Origin of the sequence: Rummeliibacillus suwonensis (assembly GCF_007896435.1) — a bacterium.
In the GTDB taxonomy this organism is placed as follows: Bacteria; Bacillota; Bacilli; order Bacillales_A; family Planococcaceae; genus Rummeliibacillus; species Rummeliibacillus suwonensis.
Genome location: NZ_VCBL01000005.1, coordinates 1 through 19,675, shown reverse-complemented (window position 1 = coordinate 19,675; position 19,675 = coordinate 1). Strand labels below are relative to the sequence as shown.

Annotated in this window: 19 protein-coding genes; 11 read left to right on the top strand and 8 right to left on the bottom strand. The window is 36.9% G+C overall.

What is annotated here, in order from left to right; all coding sequences use genetic code 11:
- Positions 1-198: 198 nt before the first annotated feature.
- A complete protein-coding gene (locus tag FEU33_RS17220) occupies positions 199-666 on the bottom strand; it encodes a divergent PAP2 family protein (RefSeq protein ID WP_146550724.1) in 468 nt (155 codons plus the stop codon).
- A gap of 247 nt (positions 667-913) precedes the next feature.
- On the opposite strand from FEU33_RS17220, the gene FEU33_RS17215 reads away from it, so the two are divergent.
- The 3 genes from FEU33_RS17215 to FEU33_RS17205 all read left to right on the top strand — a co-directional run bounded on the left by FEU33_RS17215 (position 914) and on the right by FEU33_RS17205 (position 3,414).
- The gene (locus FEU33_RS17215) at positions 914-2,425 is read left to right on the top strand and encodes a leucyl aminopeptidase (RefSeq protein WP_146550723.1); all 1,512 of its coding nucleotides are present in this window, start codon (positions 914-916) and stop codon (positions 2,423-2,425) included.
- 61 nt (positions 2,426-2,486) lie between these two features.
- Positions 2,487-2,678 carry a hypothetical protein gene (locus tag FEU33_RS17210; protein ID WP_146550722.1) on the top strand — a complete coding sequence of 64 codons (192 nt, stop codon included), beginning with the start codon at positions 2,487-2,489 and terminating at the stop codon, positions 2,676-2,678.
- 172 nt (positions 2,679-2,850) lie between these two features.
- The gene (locus FEU33_RS17205) at positions 2,851-3,414 is read left to right on the top strand and encodes a YufK family protein (RefSeq protein ID WP_146550721.1); all 564 of its coding nucleotides are present in this window, start codon (positions 2,851-2,853) and stop codon (positions 3,412-3,414) included.
- A 400-nt stretch (positions 3,415-3,814) separates the two neighbouring features.
- On the opposite strand, the gene FEU33_RS17200 is transcribed toward FEU33_RS17205, so the two are convergent.
- Positions 3,815-5,671, bottom strand: coding sequence for a transglycosylase domain-containing protein (locus FEU33_RS17200; protein WP_146550720.1), 1,857 nt, complete (start codon positions 5,669-5,671; stop codon positions 3,815-3,817).
- Between the two features lie 572 nt (positions 5,672-6,243).
- Here FEU33_RS17200 and FEU33_RS17195 point away from each other — a divergent pair.
- The gene (locus tag FEU33_RS17195) at positions 6,244-6,834 is read left to right on the top strand and encodes a peptidylprolyl isomerase (protein WP_146550719.1); all 591 of its coding nucleotides are present in this window, start codon (positions 6,244-6,246) and stop codon (positions 6,832-6,834) included.
- 18 nt (positions 6,835-6,852) lie between these two features.
- Positions 6,853-7,056: a hypothetical protein gene (locus FEU33_RS17190; protein ID WP_146550718.1), complete on the top strand. Its 204-nt coding sequence runs from the start codon at positions 6,853-6,855 to the stop codon at positions 7,054-7,056.
- A 318-nt stretch (positions 7,057-7,374) separates the two neighbouring features.
- Here FEU33_RS17190 and FEU33_RS17185 read toward each other — a convergent pair whose 3' ends face one another.
- Positions 7,375-8,556 carry a MalY/PatB family protein gene (locus tag FEU33_RS17185; protein ID WP_146550717.1) on the bottom strand — a complete coding sequence of 394 codons (1,182 nt, stop codon included), beginning with the start codon at positions 8,554-8,556 and terminating at the stop codon, positions 7,375-7,377.
- 75 nt (positions 8,557-8,631) lie between these two features.
- On the opposite strand from FEU33_RS17185, the gene FEU33_RS17180 reads away from it, so the two are divergent.
- Positions 8,632-8,892, top strand: a complete 261-nt coding sequence (locus FEU33_RS17180; RefSeq protein ID WP_146550716.1) for a DUF1871 family protein — start codon at positions 8,632-8,634, stop codon at positions 8,890-8,892.
- 219 nt (positions 8,893-9,111) lie between these two features.
- Here the strand turns inward: FEU33_RS17180 and FEU33_RS17175 are convergent, their stop codons facing one another.
- On the bottom strand, positions 9,112-9,330 hold the full coding sequence (locus tag FEU33_RS17175) for a helix-turn-helix domain-containing protein (RefSeq protein ID WP_312753343.1): 219 nt from the start codon (positions 9,328-9,330) through the stop codon (positions 9,112-9,114).
- A 376-nt stretch (positions 9,331-9,706) separates the two neighbouring features.
- Here FEU33_RS17175 and yugI point away from each other — a divergent pair, with 376 nt between their 5' ends.
- Positions 9,707-10,087: a S1 domain-containing post-transcriptional regulator GSP13 gene (gene yugI, locus FEU33_RS17170; protein ID WP_146550715.1), complete on the top strand. Its 381-nt coding sequence runs from the start codon at positions 9,707-9,709 to the stop codon at positions 10,085-10,087.
- Between the two features lie 211 nt (positions 10,088-10,298).
- On the opposite strand, the gene FEU33_RS17165 is transcribed toward yugI, so the two are convergent.
- Positions 10,299-11,606, bottom strand: coding sequence for an AAA-type ATPase lid domain-containing protein (locus tag FEU33_RS17165; protein WP_146550714.1), 1,308 nt, complete (start codon positions 11,604-11,606; stop codon positions 10,299-10,301).
- Between the two features lie 137 nt (positions 11,607-11,743).
- Here FEU33_RS17165 and pruA point away from each other — a divergent pair, with 137 nt between their 5' ends.
- From pruA to FEU33_RS17150, 3 genes are all read left to right on the top strand, one after another.
- Positions 11,744-13,288: an L-glutamate gamma-semialdehyde dehydrogenase gene (pruA, locus tag FEU33_RS17160; protein ID WP_146550713.1), complete on the top strand. Its 1,545-nt coding sequence runs from the start codon at positions 11,744-11,746 to the stop codon at positions 13,286-13,288.
- Between the two features lie 287 nt (positions 13,289-13,575).
- Positions 13,576-14,775 carry an ornithine--oxo-acid transaminase gene (locus tag FEU33_RS17155; RefSeq protein WP_146550712.1) on the top strand — a complete coding sequence of 400 codons (1,200 nt, stop codon included), beginning with the start codon at positions 13,576-13,578 and terminating at the stop codon, positions 14,773-14,775.
- A 99-nt stretch (positions 14,776-14,874) separates the two neighbouring features.
- A complete protein-coding gene (locus tag FEU33_RS17150) occupies positions 14,875-16,119 on the top strand; it encodes a Glu/Leu/Phe/Val family dehydrogenase (protein WP_146550711.1) in 1,245 nt (414 codons plus the stop codon).
- Positions 16,120-16,320: 201 nt separating this feature from the next.
- On the opposite strand, the gene FEU33_RS17145 is transcribed toward FEU33_RS17150, so the two are convergent.
- The 3 genes from FEU33_RS17145 to FEU33_RS17135 form a co-directional block, all read right to left on the bottom strand.
- Positions 16,321-16,572, bottom strand: coding sequence for a DUF378 domain-containing protein (locus FEU33_RS17145; RefSeq protein ID WP_146550710.1), 252 nt, complete (start codon positions 16,570-16,572; stop codon positions 16,321-16,323).
- Between the two features lie 107 nt (positions 16,573-16,679).
- Complete coding sequence (locus FEU33_RS17140) at positions 16,680-17,660, bottom strand: cation diffusion facilitator family transporter (protein ID WP_146550709.1); 981 nt, start codon at positions 17,658-17,660, stop codon at positions 16,680-16,682.
- Positions 17,661-17,671: 11 nt separating this feature from the next.
- A complete protein-coding gene (locus tag FEU33_RS17135) occupies positions 17,672-18,397 on the bottom strand; it encodes an MgtC/SapB family protein (protein WP_146550708.1) in 726 nt (241 codons plus the stop codon).
- A 128-nt stretch (positions 18,398-18,525) separates the two neighbouring features.
- Between FEU33_RS17135 and FEU33_RS17130 the strand changes: the two genes are divergently transcribed.
- The gene (locus tag FEU33_RS17130; protein WP_146550707.1) at positions 18,526-19,425 is read left to right on the top strand and encodes a DMT family transporter; all 900 of its coding nucleotides are present in this window, start codon (positions 18,526-18,528) and stop codon (positions 19,423-19,425) included.
- Positions 19,426-19,675: the final 250 nt, after the last annotated feature.

Sequence of the window (19,675 nt, the reverse complement as noted above, 5' to 3'; positions counted from 1 at the left end):
GTTTTTATTTCTTCACTGTGTATTAGTCGAATCAATCGGACTTATGCAGACAGCAGCTTCTGCTTAGCAACCTGTGTTTTCTTATGTTTTGAAGTGAGAATTTGACAGCTTGTTAATACGAGAAAAAAGTAGTGAGTGGTGTTTACCTCACTACTTTTTTCTTTGGAAGGAATATGTACAGCTATGAAACAGGAAATTCTAAATATAAATAAGAACGGAAAGAAGTATACCTGTTAAACAGCCAAAAAAAACTTCAATAGGTCGGTGACCCAATAAGGTTTTTAAATCTTCAATTTTTTCTTCAGGTTTTTTATCGGGAAATTCTTTTGTCATCATGATGAGGGTTTGAAAGTCTTTGCGCATTTGATTGATGACGATTGCTTGTTGTCCTGCCTGATAACGAATTCCAGTTGCATCAAACATGACAATAACCGAAAAAATAATACAAGCAGCAAATAATGGAGAAGATATCCCGGATTCGAATCCAATGGCCGTTGTTAAAGCAGAAACGGCTGCTGAATGAGAGCTTGGCATTCCGCCAGTTGAGGTGAAAAGTTTCCAATCGATTTCTTTTGTTGCAATAAAATGAATAGGGATTTTCACAAATTGTGCGATTAAAATACCGAGCAATGCAGCGATCAAAGGGGTATTGTGAAAAAATTCCATCATAATCAGCACCTTTCAGCCTTTACTTTTAATCTATTCAGCTTTTTTGGTATTGGAACAAGATTTTGAATGGAGATCTTTCATTCGATTATTCTAAAAATCTTGACGCAACACTATATGATACCTACTTTTACTATAGCACAGAAGGCAATCAGTAATCATCTTCTAAGTTAAATGGTTTTAAATCCTTTGGGTATCGAATGAATTTGATATAATAATGATAATAAGGTTGAAAAGAGGTAAAACAATGTATATCAATAAAAATATCCCGAATTTTGATTCAGTGGCTACAGATGTTTTAATCGTCGGTGTATCCAAAAACCAAAATAATATGGCTAATTGGGATCAATTCATAGAATTCTTTGGCCAACCAATTGAACAATGGATTAAAGATGGAGATATTCAAACAACTGCAAAGGCGATTACGAAGATTCCCGTATATTCGTCTAAAGCAAAAGTAAAACGTCTTCTATTTGTCGGTTTAGGAAATCGTAAAACGTTAACACCTGATACACTACGTGAAGCATTTGGATTAGTTGGGAAGACACTTCAAAAAACAAGAAAAGTATCGATGACCTTGTGGGTGGATTCATTTGAAACAGAGGAGATCCCTGCATCTGACGCAGTTATCATGGCTGCCGAGGGAATTATGATGGGTGCTTACACAGTGGAAAATTATAAAACAACATCAAATGTGGCGGAAGTTGCGCTAGAAGAAGTGAACTTCATCACCCATCAAGATATAGAAGAAATTGCAGCTGGTTTTGAAGTTGGAGAAATCTATGCTACTGCAGTAAACGAAGCACGCTCATTGATCAATAAGCCTGGAAATATGCTCACTTCCTCTAAATTAGCAGAGTATGCTGTCGAGCTTGCGAAACAATATGATTTTGAGGTTGAAATTTTAGATAAAGCACAGCTTGAAGAGCTCGGAATGGGGGCGATCCTCGCTGTCAATAAAGGTTCTAAAGAAGAACCACGTATGATCACCTTGAAATATCAGGGGGAAGAGAATTGGGAAGATGTCATTGGCTTTGTCGGTAAAGGAGTAACGTTTGATACAGGTGGTTATTCCATTAAATCGAAAGCAGGTCTTGTAGGGATGAAAGGTGATATGGGCGGAGCAGCTGTGGTCTTAGGGGCGATGCGAATTATCGGTGAATTACGTCCAAACAAAAATGTAATGGGGGTAATCGGATCGACAGACAATATGATTTCTGGCGGTGCTTTTAAACCAGATGACGTCATTACGACCTATAGCGGCAAAACGGTTGAAATTTTAAATACGGATGCTGAAGGGCGCTTAGTCTTAGCAGATGCAGTTACTTATGCGAAACAACAAGGTGCAAATTATTTGATTGATCTGGCTACCTTGACAGGTGGTGTGATTACAGCACTCGGCTATGACAAAACAGGCGCTTTAACAAATAATCAGGAATTTTTTGATGCGTTCTTAAAAGCATCTGCTGAAACAGGTGAATTTGTATGGCAATTGCCTCTAACAGAAAATGATAAAAAACGTATCCGTAAAAGTGATATAGCTGACTTGAACAATTCTCCAGGTAGTGATGGACATATGATCTTTGGTGGCGGCTTTGTCGGTGAATTTGTAGGAGATACACCTTGGATTCACTTAGATATTGCAGGTACTTCAGATGCGTTGAGCGAATATGATTTAGGGCCAAAAGGCGGTACAGGGGTAATGGTACGAACACTTGCTACATTTGTCGAACGTTTAGCACAGGAAGATTTAAAATAATAGGCAACTTCCTATTTTAGCTCACTTCCTTGACATAGGATAGAGCGAGAGGAGGTTGACGATGTATCCATATTATTCATATCCATATGGTGGAGGGTTTGGAGGATTTGGTGGACCATTCATAGGCGGCTTTTTAGGAGGATTAGTCGGATCAGCATTTCGTCCATTTCCACCGTATAATTATTATAGAAGACCATTTTATCCCCCGTTTTATAGAAGACCATTCTACCCACCATATAGACCTTATTGGTAAAATAAAAAAGCTTTTACCTACTTCAATTTGGGTAAAGGCTTTTTGAATTGCTCTCGCTTAAACTAGAAATTTTCCTGTAACTAGGATATATTACTCGATTGCTCTTGATAGTGAGCATTGTTTTTAGCTATTATGTAATAGGAAATACTATTAAAAAAGAGGAATTTTAGTAATGAAAAATCCATATATCTACGGATATTTGCCATTAATCACAATTATTTTGTTTAGTTTAACGTTTGGCTTATATACGGTGACAGAATCTATTGAACTATTCAAATCTATTGGCGTATATTCGGGAATGCGAGAATTTTTATCTGAAATACAAATGCGAATCTTTTTATTAATTATCTTTGCATTATGTTATTTCATGCTATTCTCAGCATTGAAATTGATCGGAGAGACCATTCATGAACTGGCGATGCTTTTTTTCTCAAAAGATTTAGATGGAAAAACAGTACATGAGGCACGCGGTGGGAATGTCATCTTTTTCTTCGGGGCATTAGCCTCAGCGGCGGGGATTCAATCGTTTTGGATCTTGCTCGCTATTTTTATGGCTACGACGTTTATTTATTTTGTATATGTTATTTATAAGCTGAGTAATTACATGACATTAGGTGCTACGGTTGGTGTGATGCTATTTGAAATTGTCATATGGTTTGTCCTTTTAACATTGATCATTTATGTCGTATTTAAACTGTATAATGGGATTGTCTCCAGCTTACCGTTTTCAAAATAAACTTTCATAAGCGATTGCGCCCATACTTGAAAAGGTTTTTTACACAGATTTAGTAAAAGTTTCATGCGATTTGTTGATGCAGGGCGGAATGTACATGATCCTCTCTCCAATTTTACCTGCATATCAAAAATAGTATGCCGGGGATATCCCTAGCATACTATTTTTATCCCGCTTTAACGGGCAGTAAGACCCCCAACATCAAGGTTAGAGAAAAACGAGAAAGATAGGTGGGATCAACTGTCCGTAAAAGTCCGATTGGTTCGGGCCAACAAGATGTTGGTTACTCAGGTGTTGCCACAGGACGTGACGCTTTTAACCTGAGTTCCTCTAGCTCAGTAGGGGGATGAAGAAACCCCCCCACTGATGGAAGCTTCACTTTATTTTCATATGACCTGTTCGTTTAGTTGTTCATAATACTTGAAAAAATACGATGATGGATCTTGGCATCTTCAAGACTTTCCATGTTTTGTGGTCGGTCAAAACCGATCCATACAGCAGCGGTATAACGATTGGTTAAACCTGCAAGCCAGTAATCACGGTAATCATTTGTTGTTCCTGTTTTGGCACCAACGTAAGGGGCATTAATATGTATGCCGACACCTGTACCATGCTGAACAACATCAGACATTAAGAAGCGGATCTGCGACACAGTACTGGTGGACCAAACTTGTCGAGACTGCTTTCCCCATTTATAAAGGACATTTCCATGGCTATCTTTTACACTGCGTATTGTATGGGCGGGGGAATAATCGCCATCGATAAAACTTGTATAAGCATCAGCTAATTCAGCTGTTGTAACCCCATGAGTCAATCCGCCAATTGCTGCAGAATAGGTACGATCCTGTTTAGTTAATGCATCAAATTGAAATGGCTTTAAGTAAGAAAACGCCTTGTTTATCCCAATATGATCGAACAATCTCATGGCTACTGTGTTATAACTGTTGCGGAAACCCTGTTGGATGGTTACATTTCCAATGATTTGACCTTTATAGTTTTCCGGACAATAGTTTCCCTTACAGAAAGGTGCACCACTCACATATGTTTGGGGGGTGGCATTCGTTTCTTCGAAGTAAGGGGCATAATCTATTAAAGGCTTAAAGGCTGAACCAGGTTGACGATAACCCTGGAAAGCACGGTTATAATCATATTTTTGATAGCCTTTCCCAGCGTATATACTAATGATTTCTCGTTTGCTGTTATCAATCACAACAGCAGAGGCTTGTAATTTCCCTCTGTTTGTCAAAATCTGATCGATATTCGCTTTGTCAGCGGCCTGTTTTGTTGGCGATAATGCCGTTTCAATGGTTAGGCCTTGCCTCAATAATTGATTGATACGTTTAGCAAATTTTGCTTGGATAGCTTTTTTTTGTTTTGCTGTTTTAGCAGATCGTAACCGGCTTTGATAGCCTTCTTTTGTTGCGATAAGTGAACGAAATTCATTCATCACATATGTGCTATAAGCGGGATACAATTGCTTTTTCTTCTTCAATTTGATGATAATTTTTTCTTTTTTAATTTTATCAGCTTCACTTTTAGATAAAACATTTTTTTCTACTAATTTATCAATTAAACGTTCTTGCCTTTTTTTTGTATACTTGAAATGTCTTAATGGATCATAAAGTGATGGGTTATTAGGAATAGCTGCTATAAATGCCATCTGTGCTTTAGATAATTGGAAAACGGGTTTATTGAAATAATAGGTTGCAGCACCGTTTATCCCATAGGTACCATTACTAAAATACATTTCGTTTAAATACATATTTAAAATTTCATCTTTGGTCGTTTTGCGTTCCAGTTCATAAGAGTAGAAGATCTCAAGCATTTTGCGTTCATAGGTTTTTTCTGTAGATAGATACCGCATACGAACAAGTTGTTGGGTAATTGTACTACCACCTTGTGAAGATACTCCACTTGCATTATTTGCCATGAAGGCTCGAACGATGGCGGATAAATCAAAACCTATATGTTGATAAAAGTCTTCATCCTCACTGTAAATAAATAGTTGCTGCGCAAATTTAGGAATATCAGCGAGTTGTAAAGGTTTTCTCCATTCAGTGTATTCTTCCGAAAAGACTTTTTGATGGCGATCCCTAAGAATAGTAGGGACCATCACATTAGGATCATCTAATTGAACATTGGCTGTAAATTGTTTTTCAAAGGCTTTAGCCGTTTGTAATTCAGTTGAAATTTTTTCAAAAAGAAAAAATAGCAGAGGAAGACTACAAATTATGATAAGGCTGCCTACTACTTTTCTCAAAAATATCCTCCTCTTTAGTTCTATGTATAGATAATGACACTATCAACTAACAGAATAGCACATTTTTATCAGGAGAGTGAGAGCAAAGGAAGATTTTAAGAGAATTAAGGGTTTTTCTTTTAAAAACAGTATGAATTCTTTAGTATGCTCTATTTTGCCATAACTTTTTCAAAAATGAGCTACCCATTTCAATGTATAATAGAATGGTGGACATCCTGTGTATTGTTTTATGATATATACTAGCGTACTAGTGTTATTGAAATGTACATCATGTATGTCTTGTAAATGAAAAATATGGTCCTTTATGTTAGACTAGGACGGTATGTTATAGTTAAGAAAAGAATATATTCGTAATACTCATAACGCTAGAAGACGATAGCATCACTTTTCACAGTAACTTGAAACTTCACATAGCGGAAGATTCTTTATCTTCCGCTACATGCTAGATGAACCAATCGGATCTTTCCAATCGGATGATGCCCATTATTTGTCTAGTTTTAGTAGAATCTTGAATGAGTTCTTCTAATCCGTTAAATGCGGAATAAAATTATTATTTTAAAGGAGATGCAATAATGTATCCACAATTATCCAATGAAGTAGCAGACAATGAAGTATTAGTAGAAATGACGACCACATTGGGTCCTATCAAAATTAAATTGTTCCCTGAACAAGCGCCAAAAACAGTTGAGAATTTTTTAACACATGCGAAAAACGGTTATTATGAAGGAATCATCTTCCATCGTGTTATTAAAGATTTTATGATCCAAGGCGGCGATCCTACTGGTACAGGTATGGGTGGCGAAAGTATCTATGGACATTCTTTTGAAGATGAATTTGCCCCTGAATTGATGAATCTTCGCGGTGCACTTTCAATGGCAAATGCCGGACCAAATACAAATGGTAGTCAATTCTTTATTGTTCAAATGGCTGAAATTCCTGCCAATATGATTGGACAAATGCAAGATGCTGGTTTCCCACAAGAAGTTATCGATGCTTATAAAGAACATGGTGGCACTCCATGGTTAGATGGAAAACACACTGTATTTGGTCAAGTAGTTGAAGGTTTGAATGTTGTTGATGAAATCGCTAATGTTGAAAAAAATTTCCAAGACAAACCACTTGAAGATGTAGTGATTGAAGCAATTAAAGTTATTGAAAAATAATAAGGAGACGTATGAACCATGAATCTTTGGATTTTAAACGAATTCCTATATTTTCCCGATGATAAATCAGAGTATATTCCAGCAGCAATTGAAATGGCGATTATCCTCGTTTTATGTATCCTTGTTTTTAATTTTTTTAGAAGAAAAGCGAGAAAAGATTTAGAGAAAACGAAAGAATTAGAAGAAAAAATTTTAAAGGAAAAACAATCTTTGCATAAGTAGCTGTTTTGAAATTCTTGCCTCCTTGTTTAGAAGGCGAGAATTTCTTTTTTGTTTAAAAGCAGATAAAGTAACACTTTTCAGAGTAGGGTAGGGTTTTTCATTTGGCATTATGTGTTAGTAGAACTATAGGCCGTTGATCGCTCTTTATTCCCTTCCTTTTAACTACAGTTTTGAAGTGGAGAATATACTGCTGCTTCATGCGAAACGAAAATTCGTATGAAGAAAGTGCGATTGCATTTTTGAGTATCAGCGCCTGTCACACACCCCTCAAGTTTTGTTGGATATCATTTAAATTGATTTGAATAAAAATATCATCTATCAATTTTTGAAGGCTTTGATAAAACGATTTATGCCATCTTCAACTATTGAACGTGCGCAAGCTACATTCATACGTAAAAATCCTCTGCCTTGCTCTCCGTATTTTGTTCCAGATTCAAGCGCTAATTTTCCTATAGTGAGTAACCGATCCATTACTTCTTCCTCCTTCAATCCTGTATCCCTATAGTCAATCCATAATAGATAAGTGGCTTGAGGCTTATGGATTTTAATGCCGGGAATCGATGTAGTCAGTCGATGAATAACTAGGTCCATATTAGATGAGATATATGGCAATAGCTCATCTAGCCATTCCTCACCTTTAGACGAATAGACGGCTTCAATGGCTGTGATAGCGAAAACGGATAACCCAAGTGCCGCATGCATATTGGCATTTCTTTTCAATTGCAATCGTTTTTTGTTGTCTGGCACAATCATCATAGCTGCTTGAATACCTGCAATATTGAATGTTTTTGTAGGAGCCATACAAGTAATGATGTGATCTTGAAAATCTCCAGCTATTTTTACAAGCGGCGTATGTTTATGTCCATCTATCATTAGATCTGCATGAATTTCATCAGATACTATCAGAACATCGTTTTTCACACATATTTGGACAATTTTTTGGAGAACATCTACTGACCAATCAATGCCACCAGGATTATGTGGATGACATAGGATGAATAGTTTCACATTTTCATCTTTTGTTAGGGCATCAAAGTTTTCAAAATCAAAAGAATAAATACCTTCTTTTTCGAGTAAAGGGCATTCTTTCACAATACGCTTTAATTTTTGGGGAACCATAAATAAGGGAGGATAAATGGGCGGTGCAACAAGCACTGCGTCCCCTTCTTCTGTAAAGGTTTCAATAATGGAAGCTATAGCTGGTACAACACCTTGATGGTATAAAACCCATTTAGGTTCGACATGCAGACCATGACGTTTTTCTACCCAATTTGTAAAAGCTTTTGTACAAGACTCGCTTGCAAAAGAATAGCCAAATACAGGGTGTTCCAGGCGTTTTTTGAGCGAATCGATGAGAACTTCAGGAGCTGAAAAATCCATATCGGCAACCCACATTGGGAGTATATCTGTTGCCTCTTTTAAGTGAAAAGCAGAAGAGATTTTATCCCATTTGATAGAATTGGTTTGTACTCTATTTTCTACATGATCGAAGTTGTTCAAGCATATCCCTCTTTCCTTTTTTATCAATTATGTTATCATAACGATTATAATAGGAAAGCAATAAGGTGAAAATGAATGAGAAGTATTGAAATGAATAGAAAAGCCATACACACTTTAGAAGATTGGAATCCTTTTGAAATGACTGATTTTACATATGATACAGAGGCAGCGGATGTTGTGGCGGCATTACAATATATCGATGATCCTTCAGAACTAGGAAAAGTCATCCAAAATATTTATGAACAATCATTTGAACAATGGATTCCAATTGAGAAATGTATCGATATATCTTACAAACTATTAGCAATCAAATTCGAGGCAAAATGTATATTGTAATAAAGGAAGAGAGATACGATTGAATCGGATTTGAAAGAATTAGTAATTAGCAGGAGTTCTCTCGATGTACTTGCTTTTTTCAACAGAAGCTGTCGCCTTTCACTTCTCAAGTTCCTGTTTGGAAATAGCAGTATTCTATAGAAAGCAAATCCTACGCAACAAAAAAAGTGCCCTAAAAGATTTCAAAGTAACATCTTTTAGGACACAGCATGCTCTTTTTTATTCATGTTTGGGTATGCCATCTAACAAATTAGAAACTGGCACCTCAAGGGCATTTGAAAGCTTTAATAATGTTTGTTCTGAAGGTATATCTTCACCAGATTCATATCGAGCCAATTTTTCAACACCTACTCGAGCTTTTAAAGACAGTTCATCTAAAGTAAGATTACGTTCTTTTCGTAACATACTTAGTTGAGTATGAAGATTCTCTTTCATCATATATAAAGCACCCCTTCAAATTTACGTATTTGAATCAATTTCATAATGTAAAATTTGATGTTATTCCGAATGCTAATGTACGTAAAAAGTAAAAACGTTCGTATTTTTAATCAAAAAGTATTTATGAAATTGATTTATCGATGTGTTTTTATATTATAGCATGTTTTGAAGCAGAAAATTATGTATTCTTTAAAGAAGTAAGAATATTTATATTATTTATTCAAAAAATGATCATATATTTTTGCCGTATCAAAATCATGAAATATTTTAGGAAAAATAACTTTTTGACCAGTGATTTTTTGCCCGAGTTTTAGGACTATGCTATAATTTACGTGAAAAAGCGTATATAGAAGTAACGGAAAGTAGGAAGGGCAAAATGGCAAAAAAATATGAAGTAGGAGATGTGCTTACAGGAAAAGTTACTGGTATCCAGCCATATGGCGCATTTGTCGCATTAGATGAAACGACACAAGGTCTTGTGCATATATCTGAAATCACGTACGGCTTTGTAAAGAACATTACTGATTTTTTGAATGTCGGCGATGTAGTTCAAGTAAAGGTGCTTGAAGTAGACGCAGATGCCCAAAAAATTAGTTTATCAATCCGTGCATTGCAAGAACGTCCGCCGATGAAAAGAAAAGATTTACAACAGCCTCGTAAATCACTTCAAGATCGTGTAGATGAAAAGGATTCAGTAGGTTTTAATTCACTGAAAGTCAAGCTACGTGATTGGATCGAAGAATCTGGTATTAAGTAAAACAAAAGCTATTTCGCTCACTTTGACGAAATAGTTTTTGTTTGTAGGCTTCTCTAATTTCATGCTGAGATGTAGGGACAATTAGGTTGTAAACAAACGTTTTATCTTGCATTAATAGGTAGTAAGAGCTCACTTCAAGGCCTAGATAAAAGGTAAAGACGAATAAGTGGGGGAACGACTGCCTATAAAGCCTAAATGCTCATTCAACAAACTATTTTTTCATTTTTCGAATACGGTATTGTAAATTTTGTCGGCTCATACCAAGCGCTTCCGCAGCTTTCGTAATATTATGATGATACATATTAAGCACTTTATTTAAATAATATTCTTCCGCTCTCCTTAAATAACCATCAAGTGGCAAAAGCTCTTTATCATTTTGAAAGATAAAAGAATCAGTTTTTTTTGCAGAAGCATCATATGCTTGCAACTTCCATTTGAAATGGATTGGTAATAGCTCATCAGTAATTTCCTCTTCATTTGTTACTAAAGCCATCACATCGTCCAGTAAAATTTCTAACTCCTTTAAATTTCCAGGCCAATCATAGCTCATAAACAGCTGTTCCACTTCTTTTGACATTCCTTTTAACTTTACACCAAAGCGTTTTTCATAGCGTTTTAAATAATCAGCAACGAATGGCTGAATATCCTCTTTTCGTTCACGTAGTGGCGGAACATTGATCGAAACCGCTGCAAAGAAATAATACAGCTCTTTTAATAATTCTCCAGATGCAATCAAGTCAATAGGATCTCCGCCGATACTTGCGATAAAGAGATGTGAATCTTGTCGATGTTCTTCGAGCAATCTCAAACATTCTTTTTGTAGTTCAAGTGACAAATATTCAATGCGTTCGCAAAAGATTGTGCTCCTGTCATTTGTGTGTAAGTGTTTTTTTAATCGCTCAACTGTCGATCCATCTGATTTATGACAAAAAAACGTCATATAGTTTTCTGTGGCGGGAGTTGCGGAATGATGTATGGCTTCTGCGATTAAATCCTTACCAGTACCTGACTCACCAATCAGCAAGACAGGAAGTTTAGTAATAGCGGCTTTTTTGGCGGTTTCAATTACTTTGCGCATAGGTTCAGAAACTGCAGTGATGACATTGAATGTAATCGACTCACCATAACGTCTCAGCGGTTGATACATGAGTTTTTCTAATGTTGTAATATCTCGGGCAATTTCGATCGCACCAATCAGCTCATTCTTTTCTATGATGGGAAACGTATCATTGATGGTCGTAATTTCTTGCCCGTTTTGATTCCAATATGTTTGTTTGATATTTTGGATGGGTTTCTTTGTTTGTAATACTTTAAGCAGTGTGCTATCTTCTTTTTCAAATTGGAAAAGTTCTACAATCGAGCGATCACGTATATCTGTGAGATAAAGCCCTTCGATCTCCATCATTTTCTCATTATAGATAATAGTATTACCACTTTTATCCACTGCATGTATGCCAACGGAAGCGTGTTCAGTTGCGAATTTATAAAACGGTAATAAATTTTCTTTATTCCCTTTCATTTATATCACCTGAAAAATTTTTAGATTTTTTTGATAATTGTACTTGAAAAATGCAATGATCTTTTGCATTATTATAGGTGTAATCAATATAGAAATGCAAATATTTTTTGCACTTCAATCACAAGGGAGGATATGAAATGATTCCGTATACAACAGAACCATTAACAGATTTTTCAAAGGGGGAAAATCGTCAAGCATACCAAGAGGCTTTAGAAGAAGTACAAAGTGAGCTTGGCAAAGATTATCCATTGATTATTGGCGGAGAACGTATTTTAACAAAAGATAAGATAGTATCCTACAATCCAGCTAAGAAAACGGAGGTTGTAGGGAATGTGTCAAAAGCAAACCAAGAACTGGCTGAAAAAGCAATGAAGACTGCTGATGAAACATTTAAAACGTGGAGTAAGGTAAAGCCTGAAGTGCGTGCGGATATTCTTTTCAAAGCGGCTGCTATTACAAAAAGGCGTCGTCATGAAATGTCAGCACTGATGACGATTGAAGCGGGCAAACCATGGGTAGAAGCAGATGCAGATACAGCGGAAGCCATTGATTTTATGGAATACTATGGCCGACAAATGCTTGAATTGAAGGATGGCAAAGCTGTTCAAAGTCGTCCTGGTGAGAACAATCAATTTGGATATATCTCTCTAGGTGTTGGTGTTGTTATTTCCCCTTGGAATTTCCCATTCGCGATTATGGCAGGTACAACAGTTGCAGCGGTTGTCACAGGAAATACAGTATTACTGAAACCCGCCTCTACAACACCAATCATCGCCTATAAATTTATAGAAATTCTAGAGGAAGCAGGACTTCCGGCTGGAGTTGTAAACTACATACCGGGTTCAGGAGCGGAAGTCGGGGACTATTTGGTCGATCATCCGCGTACCCGTTTTGTAAGTTTTACGGGTTCTCGTGACGTGGGACTTCGCATCAATCAGCGTGCAGCCGTTCAAAACAAAGGCCAACTTTGGATTAAACGTGTAATCGCTGAGATGGGGGGAAAAGATACAATCGTTGTGGATAAAGAAGCAGATCTTGAATTAGCAGCTCAATCGATTGTGAAATCTGCGTTTGGTTTTAGTGGTCAAAAATGTTCAGCCTGTTCCCGTGCAGTCATTGTAGAGGATGTTTACGATCAAGTAGTAGCGCGAGTAGTCGAGCTGACAAATGGATTAACAGTTGGAGATCCAACAGATTATCATCACTTTATGGCAACAGTTATCGACGAAGCAGCCTTTAAAAAAGTAACAAGCTACTTTGAAGTAGCCAATGAGGAAGGTCGTATTGTGGCAGGGGGTACTGCAGACGATTCAGTCGGTTATTTCGTCAACCCAACAGTAGTAGTGGATGTAGCACCCAATGCACGATTAATGCAAGAAGAAATTTTTGGCCCAATCGTTGCGATTTCTAAAGTTAAAGATTTTGATGAAGCTATTGAAGTTGCCAATAATACTGAGTATGGTTTGACAGGGGCAGTTATTTCTACCAATCGGCAACACATAGAAAAAGCTCGTGAAGAATTTTTTGTAGGAAATCTTTATATTAATCGTGGTTGTACGGGAGCAATCGTTGGTTATCAACCATTTGGCGGTTACAATATGTCAGGTACTTGCTCTAAAGCAGGTGGTCCAGATTTCTTGCTATTACACATGCAATCTAAATCAGTAGCAGAAACACTTTAATAGATTGACTATAAAGCAGGCAAAGAATTTTCTCATTTTGCCTGCTTTATTAATAGAAACCTTGATCTTATATTGTCATAAAGAGTGATCATTCATATGTCATGTAAAGGGGCTTTATCCCGCTTTAACGGGCAGTAAGACCCCCCATCTCAAGATTTAGAGGGAAACGAGAAAGATAGGTGGGGGAACAACTGCCCGTAAAAGTCCGATTGGTTCAGCTAACCATCAGTGGGGGCCACTGATGGAGTTTCACTTTATTTTCATAACAACACAAGGGGGAAGCTTAAATGTTATCAACAAGTTCCGAAAAAATCATTGTCCAAACAAATAAATATGGTGCCAAAAACTATCTGCCACTTCCGATTGTTATTTCTGAAGCAGAAGGCGTCTGGGTAAAGGATCCAGAGGGGAATAAATATATGGATATGTTATCAGCCTATTCAGCTGTTAATCAAGGTCATCGGCATCCTAAAATCATTCAAGCCTTAAAAGAACAAGCGGATCGAGTAACCTTGACTTCTAGAGCTTTTCATAGCGATCAGCTTGGTCCATGGTATGAATTGGTGTGTGAAGTTACGGGTAAGGAAATGGTGCTACCGATGAATACAGGTGCAGAAGCAGTTGAAACAGCATTTAAAGCGGCGCGTCGCTGGGCATATGATGTCAAAGGTGTAGAAGATGATAAAGCGGAGGTAATTGCTTGTAATGGAAATTTCCATGGTCGTACAATGATGGCGGTTTCATTGACATCTGATCCTGAATATCGCCGTGGCTTTGGACCACTACTTCCAGGTATCAAACTTGTTGACTATGGCGATTTAGAAGCATTGAGAGAGGCTATTACCCCAAATACAGCTGCATTTCTTGTTGAACCTATTCAAGGAGAAGCGGGGATCATCATACCACCGTCTGGATATTTAAAGGCTGCTCGTGAGCTCTGTCGACAAAATAACGTATTATTCATTGCGGACGAAATTCAAGCAGGTCTTGGGAGAACAGGTAAAATGTTTGCCTGTGATTGGGAAGATGTAAATCCTGATGTGTATATTTTAGGGAAAGCGTTAGGTGGTGGCGTATTCCCGATTTCATGCGTAGTGTCTAGCAAAGAAATCCTTGGAGTATTTAATCCGGGTTCTCATGGTTCAACATTTGGCGGTAATCCAATGGCATGTGCGGTTTCTATTGCGTCATTAAACGTTTTACGTGATGAAAAGCTCGCCGAACGTTCGTTGAAACTAGGACAATATTTTATTGAAGAATTAAGAAAAATTGAAAACGAAACGATTAAGGAGGTCCGTGGTCGTGGGTTATTTATTGGGATGGAACTAAATATAGAAGCACGGCCATTTTGTGAAAAATTGATGGAATATGGTTTATTATGTAAAGAAACACATGAATCTGTTATTCGCTTTGCTCCACCATTGGTCATTTCAAAAGAAGAATTGGATTGGGCGTTGGATAAAATTAGGAAAGTCTTTAAAAAATAATTAGAAATAGTCAACACAGCCATAGAAACTATGTTACAATGAACGCAAAATAGTTACTATGTTAACCATTATTAAGAATAAAAGAGGCGAGAAAATTAAATGGCAGAAAATCTAAACCTGTTTACATCTACACAAGCTGTTATAAAAGAAGCACTTCAAAAACTTGGCTATGACGAAGCTATGTATGAACTTTTAAAAGAGCCACTACGCATGTTAGAAGTACGTATACCAGTAAAAATGGATAATGGTTCTGTGAAAATTTTTACAGGTTATCGTGCACAACATAATGATGCTGTTGGTCCTACCAAAGGAGGTGTTCGCTTCCACCCTCAAGTGACAGTGGAAGAAGTAAAAGCTTTATCTATGTGGATGACTTTAAAAGCAGGTATCGTTGATTTACCATATGGTGGTGGTAAAGGCGGTGTCATTTGTGACCCACGTCAAATGTCAATGGGTGAGGTAGAACGTTTAAGTAGAGGTTATGTTCGAGCGACAAGTCAAATTGTTGGTCCTACAAAGGATATCCCAGCTCCTGATGTATTTACTAATTCCCAAATCATGGCTTGGATGATGGATGAATATAGCCGAATTGATGAATTTAATTCACCAGGTTTTATCACAGGAAAACCTATCGTACTTGGCGGTTCCCAAGGTCGTGATCGTGCAACCGCACAAGGTGTTACGATCGCTATTGAAGAAGCTGCGAAATGTCGCGATATTGATATTAAAAATGCACGAGTTGTTATCCAAGGGTTTGGTAATGCTGGTAGCTTTTTAGCTAAATTTATGAATGACTTGGGAGCAAAAGTTATTGGTATATCAGATGCATATGGTGCATTGTATGATTCAGATGGTTTGGATATTGATTATTTACTAGATCGTCGTGATAGTTTTGGTACAGTATCCACTTTGTTTGAAAACTCCATTTCCAATCAAGAGTTATTAGAGCTAGACTGTGATATTCTTGTACCAGCTGCCATTGAAAATCAGATTACAGCAGAAAATGCACATAGTATTCAAGCCAAAATCGTAGTGGAAGCCGCCAATAGTCCTACTACAACGGAGGCAACAAAAATTCTCCATGAACGAGGTATTTTATTGGTTCCAGACGTAGTGGCAAGTGCTGGTGGTGTAACAGTATCTTACTTCGAATGGGTTCAAAACAATCAAGGTTACTATTGGTCAGAAGAAGAGGTAACGGAAAAACTGAAGAAGAAATTGATAGAAGCCTTTCATAATGTTTATAATGTAGCGATGACACGTCATGTGGATATGCGTTTGGCTGCATATATGGTAGGTGTACGCAAAACTGCTGAAGCATCGCGTTTCAGAGGTTGGGTGTAATTCTAATATTTAAAAAGCTGGAGGACAAAATAAATGTTCTCCAGTTTTTTAGTGTACACTAACGGACAGTATGTCTCCTGCTTTAGCTTTAAGCCTCAAGTAAAAGCGAAGGATAAGTAAGGATCGACTGCCAGTAAAATTCCCATTAGTTCAATTCATGCGGTAGGGGATGAAGAAACCCCCACCATATGAAGTTTCACTCTATACACTTTTTAGTGGACGAACATTATCCTTTTTCGTTACACGTCGTGTTGTTCTATTTGGTGCGAATAATAGACCTAAAGAAATAAGCCCTGCTAGGCCTATTATTGTATAAATGGCTCTTGCTCCAAAACTAGCTTGACCATCACGGAATAGAGTAGCCACAACGTCAAATTGGAATAAGCCTAAAAGCCCCCAATTAAGTGCTCCGATGATAGTTAGAAAGAGAGCAAATCTTTGTATACCGTTCATCAAATCTCACCTCCACAAATAGTTTGTGGCATAAATCTGAAATTCATTCAATCATAAAAAATAAAAATGCGAAGAGTTCTAAATATCCCTCTTCGCATCAAAGTTATTTATTTTAATTCCTCAGGTCTGTCACTAATATGTTTCCATTCTTGAATACCATTATCCTCATCAAATGAGATGTGAACTTTTGAAACATTTTTTTGTGAAAGTATAAGTTCTACTAAGTGATCGCGGATATCATCTACATAAGCAAAACTTAATGTAGGTTCAATTTCAGCAATCAGTTCAACATGAAGGAATTCTCCTTCTTTCAGAACAACCAGCTTTTTAATATCGTGGATGTTCGGATCATCCAAAACTAAATGAGCAATATGGTTGAGCATTTCTTCATCTGTTTCGCCAATTACACCACGTGCATTTTCTAAAAATACGACACCAACTACATAGAACATCATCAAACCAATTAAAATAGAGGCTATTCCTTCAGCTTGCAAAAAGCCAGTGAAATGTGAAATGATGACGGCTAAAAATGCGAGTGCACCGCCTGATGTGGCAACTAAGTCTTCCATAAATACTAATTTTGTAGCAGGTTTCGCGCTATCTAAATGTGTAAATGCTTTTGGAATAGCTGTAATAGGGTTGGCTTGCATACCGGCATCGTGGGCAATTTCTGTGGAGGCTTTTAATAAAACAGAACCTTCCATGACAATGCCAATACCTAATACTAATAAGCTGATCCACATCTTAGAAGATTCAGCAGGATGTTGGATTTGATGCCATCCTTCTAACACCGTTTCATATGATAAGATCCCAACAATTAATACGGCGCCTAAACAAACTAAATTTACAACACGTCCAAATCCCTTAGGAAATTGTCGCGTTGGAGCCTTTTTGGAAAGAGCAGAGCCAACGTATACAAAGAATTGGTTTGCTGCATCACCAAGTGAATGCATCATTTCTGCGAACATGGCCACATTTCCTGTAAAGAAATAAGCAACGGCTTTCACGATGCCTAAAAATAAGTTGACAAATGCTGCGAGTAGAGAGGGTTTGTTTCCGTTTTTCAAAAGTTTCCACATATTTTTCATGATGAACTCCTTTAAGGTAATATTTCAATTTCTATTTCTTCTGTATAAGGAAGTTTCTTGATTTCGTTGTATAGAGAAAGCGTGTCAAGCTTTGCTGATAATCCTGAAAATTTAAGCCTTACTTGATGCTGTATTTCATTGTTCGATAATCGAATATCCTTTATACGAATATTATCCACTTCCATGTTGTTGTTATGAAGATATTTTAATATATTTTGGATATCATTTGCATCTTTCAGATGGAGTAAAAGGGAAACATCTTTTGTGTGCAGGCGTTTAGGACCTATTTTAAAGAAGAGAGGAGCAATTACTTCTACACCAAGAAGAACAAGTATGACAGCGGCTATCGCTTGAAGGTAAAAACCTGCACCAACAGCGATGCCAATACCTGCAGATCCCCAAATCATTGCTGCAGTTGTTAATCCACTAATACTATCGTTGTCTCTCCGAAAAATAACACCTGCTCCCAAAAAACCAATTCCACTCACGATTTGAGCTGCTAATCGAAGAGGGTCCGTCGAAACAGTAATACCAGGTATTGGTTTGGCGTTAAGCACAGATTGAATGGATATGATCGTTAAAAGGCAACTAAATGTTGCAATGACGAGACTGGTCTTTAATCCAATCGGCTTTCTTTTTAACTCTCTTTCAATCCCTATAGCTAAACTTAAAGCAGCTGCAATACCAAGCTTTATAATTGTCTCGTATGTAAGTGAATTTTCTACCAAAGAATGCAAAAAATCTCCTCCTTTCGTAAATTTAACTTGCGATAGAATATATATAATGCAAAAATGATAGACAATGACATATTCGTATTGTACAACTTTGTTTTAAAAAAGTGCTATATGATTTTGGGGGTGGGAGAATGAATAAGCCTAAAATTCCCCCATTAGTGGCAATACTAATTGGGGTTATTTCTGTTTCAACATCTGCTATATTAGTGAAATTAGCGGATGCGGACTCGGGTGTAGTTGCTTTTTATAGGATGTTGTTTTCAGTGTTGTTGATGATGCCATCTTTCTTAATGTATTCTCGCGAAGAAATATTTAATATTGTGAGGAAAGACTGGATTTTTTCAATTGTTGCCGGAATTTTTTTAGCGTTTCATTTTATACTATGGTTTGAATCTCTACGCTATACATCTGTAGCAAGCTCCACGGTTCTTGTAACACTACAACCATTATTTGCGATTGCAGGTACATATTTTTGCTTTAAAGAACCAATTGCTTATAAAACAGTTATTTCAGGAATGATTGCCATTGCAGGCAGCGTACTTATTAGCTGGGGTGATTTTCATGTTGGTGGAATGGCGTTTTACGGAGATATATTAGCACTAATTGCATGTGCATTAGTAACAGGTTATATGTTATTTGGACAAGAAGTGAGGAAAAGGGTTTCGCTTACTACATATACCATCATTGTATATACAGCAAGTACTATTATATTATTCTTTTATGTCCTCTTTAAGGGAGAATCATTTGGCTCATATCCAATGATGAGTTGGGTATGGTTTGCATTATTGGCGATTGTTCCTAATCTTTTAGGACATAATTTATTTAATTGGGCAATTAAATGGGTGTCAGCAAATGTTATTTCAATAGCTATTTTGTTCGAACCAGTAGGAGCATCTATTCTTGCGTATTTTGTATTCAATGAACATTTAGTCGTTACTCAAGTAATGGGTGGAGCTATTGTAATCGTGGGAATTGCACTGTTTGTTATTGATGAATCAAAAATAAAAAAATTATTTCAAAAAAACAGTTGATTTATTGAAAAAGATAAGTTATATTAATATATGTCGTTAAGACATACGACAAAAAAACAATACATAATCCTTTCAATTCCAGAAAAACTTTTCCAATAAAATGATTGACAAAAGAAATTGAAAATGATAGGATATATGAGTTGCCGAAATACCGGCAAATATGAACCTTGAAAACTGAACAAGCAAGACGTTAATCAATAAAATTTGTTCACTAACCTCCGTTAGTGACAAAGACAAAATAGATATCATC

Bases quoted from the DNA above. Each gene is read 5' to 3' on its own strand.
- FEU33_RS17205 (WP_146550721.1), top strand. From the start codon at position 2,851: ATGAAAAATCCATATATCTACGGATATTTGCCATTAATCACAATTATT.
- FEU33_RS17130 (WP_146550707.1), top strand. From the start codon at position 18,526: ATGAATAAGCCTAAAATTCCCCCATTAGTGGCAATACTAATTGGGGTT.
- FEU33_RS17140 (WP_146550709.1), bottom strand. From the start codon at position 17,660: ATGAAAAATATGTGGAAACTTTTGAAAAACGGAAACAAACCCTCTCTA.
- FEU33_RS17155 (WP_146550712.1), top strand. From the start codon at position 13,576: ATGTTATCAACAAGTTCCGAAAAAATCATTGTCCAAACAAATAAATAT.
- FEU33_RS17195 (WP_146550719.1), top strand. From the start codon at position 6,244: ATGTATCCACAATTATCCAATGAAGTAGCAGACAATGAAGTATTAGTA.
- FEU33_RS17210 (WP_146550722.1), top strand. From the start codon at position 2,487: ATGTATCCATATTATTCATATCCATATGGTGGAGGGTTTGGAGGATTT.
- pruA (WP_146550713.1), top strand. From the start codon at position 11,744: ATGATTCCGTATACAACAGAACCATTAACAGATTTTTCAAAGGGGGAA.
- FEU33_RS17165 (WP_146550714.1), bottom strand. From the start codon at position 11,606: ATGAAAGGGAATAAAGAAAATTTATTACCGTTTTATAAATTCGCAACT.
- FEU33_RS17220 (WP_146550724.1), bottom strand. From the start codon at position 666: ATGGAATTTTTTCACAATACCCCTTTGATCGCTGCATTGCTCGGTATT.
- yugI (WP_146550715.1), top strand. From the start codon at position 9,707: ATGGCAAAAAAATATGAAGTAGGAGATGTGCTTACAGGAAAAGTTACT.
- FEU33_RS17190 (WP_146550718.1), top strand. From the start codon at position 6,853: ATGAATCTTTGGATTTTAAACGAATTCCTATATTTTCCCGATGATAAA.
- FEU33_RS17145 (WP_146550710.1), bottom strand. From the start codon at position 16,572: ATGAACGGTATACAAAGATTTGCTCTCTTTCTAACTATCATCGGAGCA.
- FEU33_RS17150 (WP_146550711.1), top strand. From the start codon at position 14,875: ATGGCAGAAAATCTAAACCTGTTTACATCTACACAAGCTGTTATAAAA.
- FEU33_RS17180 (WP_146550716.1), top strand. From the start codon at position 8,632: ATGAGAAGTATTGAAATGAATAGAAAAGCCATACACACTTTAGAAGAT.
- FEU33_RS17215 (WP_146550723.1), top strand. From the start codon at position 914: ATGTATATCAATAAAAATATCCCGAATTTTGATTCAGTGGCTACAGAT.
- FEU33_RS17175 (WP_312753343.1), bottom strand. From the start codon at position 9,330: ATGATGAAAGAGAATCTTCATACTCAACTAAGTATGTTACGAAAAGAA.